This is a genomic window from Leisingera sp. F5, assembly GCF_001593695.1.
This window is the reverse complement of the sequence record NZ_LUKH01000299.1, coordinates 1-3,006: the sequence shown is the minus strand read 5'-3', so window position 1 is coordinate 3,006 and position 3,006 is coordinate 1. Positions and strand designations below refer to the sequence as shown.

Sequence of the window (3,006 nt, the reverse complement as noted above, 5' to 3'; positions counted from 1 at the left end):
GGTTGTCCGTCTCCGGCTCATCGTCGCCATCCGGCGGCAGTTCATCCGCCTCGGCGAGCGCAACCTGCAGGTCCTCCAGCGCCAGTTCCAGTTGCTCGATCTCCCGCTCGATCTTTTCCGAACTGGAGCCGAATTTCTGCTTCTGCAATCTGGCAATCCGGACGCGCAGCGCCTGAACCAGCAGATCATGCGCCCGCAAACTGGTGGACATCTTCTGGTTTTCCGCCTGCAACGCGGCGATCATCGCCTTCAGAACGGCGGGATCATTGGGGAGAGGCGTGGCTTCTACGGACATGGTGGTGGATACCATTCTCCCAGATCGGACGCCATAAAAACAAACGATTCCAGAGAGATAAATCAGCCCGTCCGGGCTGGTGGCGTGCCCCAATCCGGCCTGCGTCAGTCGATCCCCTCCCTCGATCACCCATGTTGATACCCCCTATCGTCAAGCTGACAGATTCTCAAATCCAGTTCGTTGATGATGTGATTTCGAAGGTCCCGTACGCCGTCCAAAACAACTGCCGTGTCGGGAAACAGGTAAGCACCGGTCGGCTGCGGGTCGACAAGCAGGCGCTTTTTCCTGATCTGGACATAGAGCCAGTTGACCGGGATCCCCAGCTTTGCAGCAAGAGCCGTTGTGCTCAGGTAGCTAGGATCGTGGTTCCACCGCCGGCACGAGGGAGGCGCCTTGATGCCTTCGGCCAGCCGGATACGCTGCACGGTGACAGGGAGAACCTTGTCGGCACAGTGTGCCGAGCGGTGTCCCTCGGTGGTGAGAACGCGGGCGATTTCATCGTCGGGCACGCCAGCCTTTGCCAGTTCAAGCAGGCGCACCCGCATTTCGGCGCCCCGTGCGAGTTTCGCGATTGCGGTTACCCGCATCTTGATGTCGAGCTCGGTCACCGCACCGCCGCGCCAAACGATGCGGACCAGCGCGCTCTCGGGCGTTCGGTCGAGCACCACCTTGTCCACCAGGCAGCGCAATAGCGACTTGCGATGTGCATCGGTGGTGGCGGGATCCGCCCAGATTTGCGGCAGACGTCCGGCCAAGGCCACCACCTTGCCGGTGAAGGCCTTGTCCATTGCCATATGCGCGGTCGGTTGCTGTGCGGACTGCTCGGCCAGCGCGGCCTCCGCCGCTCGAACCTCCATCAGCGCGCTTTCCCAGCGGCGCTCAAGTTCGGCGGCGACAAGACGGTTGTCAGGATCGACGCGATTGTACTGTCGCTGTGCCAGGGCCGCTGCATAGCGTTTGCGCTCAACTTCGCGTTCTGCGTTTGCACGCAAGGCGCTGTCGACTTTGCTCTGAGCCCGGCGGGCGCGCGACAGGGCATCGAGTTCCGCAGGGGCCAGCGCGGACAGGAAGGCCTCGGCAACAGCGGCGTCCACTGCCTCGGCCCGGATATGCTGGCAAGTGGGCAAGCCGGAATGGGTGCGCAAGTGGCTGCAGACATACTCTCCGCCGCCCTTGTATCGAACATACATCTTGTGGCCGCAGCGTCCGCACCACACGATGCCATGCAAGAGAAGGTCGCCGTCGCGGGGGATGCCTCTTGTCTTGGTGCGCATGTATTCGGCCCGGTTGTCGCTCACGATGCTGCGGATTTTCTCATAGGTCGGCCAATCGATATAGGCCGGATATCGGTCCTTCACGACGATACGCCATTCCTCGAGAGGTCTCGCCACTTTTGCTTTTGCCGAAGACCGGCTGTCCGGGGACGGGTCCCTCATGCGGGTTCGGCCGTAGACGAAAGCGCCTGCGTAAGCGGGATTCTTCAAGATCGCAGCGACCGCAGAAACCGTCGCGCGCGCCCAGTGCAACTCGCCGTGCCGGTCCCTGCGTGGCAGATCGAGGTCACGCGCATTCAGCATGCGCATCACCTTGGCGATGCTGCGCAGCTTCAGAAAGAGTTCGAACACAAGGCCAAGACGGTCCTGAACAGCCGTATCGGGGTCTTTCAACACCACGCCGCAGGGGGCCCGCACGAGGCCGACCGGCAAGGTGACAGCAAGCTCCCCACGCTGTGCCTTGGCGATGAGGCCGGCCGTCAGGCGGCTGCGGATCGTATGCAGCTCCAGTTCGGATATGGTTCCCTTGAGGCCAAGCAGCAGTCGCCCGTTGGCACTGCCGGGATCATAGACACCGTCGCGATCGGCGATCAAACAGCCCCGCAACCCACAGATGTCGAGAAGAGGATACCAATCGGAACAGTTGCGTGCGAGCCGTGTCACATCGATGGACAGGATGATCCCCACTTCGCTGAGCCCGACGCGGCCGACAAGTTCCTGGAACCCGCTGCGATGTGCGGCCGAGGCGCCGCTCAGACCGAGATCAGCGTCGATCACTTCAATGTCGGCTTCATGCCATCCGAGGTCGCGGGCGCGCTGGCGTAGCGCGTATTGGAGCCGCAGGCTTTCCTGGTTGCTCACGACCTGATGGGGCGTCGACTGCCGGATGTAGACAACTGCTTTGCGTTTCAGATGTATCGGCTGAATCAACTCTGACATCACGAAAGACCTCTGCCAGAACCACGGCGATATCGCCGATGATCTGGCGCCTTAGCGTCACCGGCAGTGTCGTCCAAAGATCTTCGGGTGCCGTGCTCATGATGCCCTACGTCTACCACATTCAGTAGATCCGACAAAGCTTCAACGCTCAGTTTTGTGGGTGCGAGCGGAAAGCCGCGCGGCTCGGTCGCCGCCACAGGCACATTCAGTGTGACCCCATCGCGATATGCAACCTCGTAGAAGGGTGAAGAACTCCCCCTGCGAAAGCTTGATCGGCCAAGAACCTGGAACGAGCGCCCATAGAGCGGGTGCCGCGGATCAAGCACCTGAACGTTCTCGGGAAAAGATTCGTCAGCATTACCGACGGGGGTATCCAGAAACACCTTCGCAGAGTATGGCCAATTGAGCGGCGGTCAGACGCACGCTGCCATCCGTCGCCGCAGGCCATGGGAAACGACCCTTCTCCAGGACTTTGTAATACAGGCAAAAGCCCTGGCC

Annotated in this window: 3 protein-coding genes; all 3 read right to left on the bottom strand. The window is 61.3% G+C overall.

Features of this window, described 5'->3' with window-relative positions; all coding sequences use genetic code 11:
* Positions 1-295: transposase (locus tag A2I95_RS29200; RefSeq protein WP_291735528.1), on the bottom strand; the 295-nt coding region annotated here is incomplete at its 3' end.
* Between the two features lie 125 nt (positions 296-420).
* Positions 421-2,508: a recombinase family protein gene (locus tag A2I95_RS29195; protein ID WP_291735524.1), complete on the bottom strand. Its 2,088-nt coding sequence runs from the start codon at positions 2,506-2,508 to the stop codon at positions 421-423.
* A gap of 357 nt (positions 2,509-2,865) precedes the next feature.
* Positions 2,866-3,006, bottom strand: a 141-nt coding sequence (gene tnpB / locus A2I95_RS29190) for an IS66 family insertion sequence element accessory protein TnpB (protein ID WP_291735526.1), incomplete at its 5' end; no start/stop codon positions are given.

What these genes read in the sequence shown, in the direction of transcription:
- A2I95_RS29195 (WP_291735524.1), bottom strand. Translation starts at nt 2,508, where the DNA reads ATGTCAGAGTTGATTCAGCCGATACATCTGAAACGCAAAGCAGTTGTC.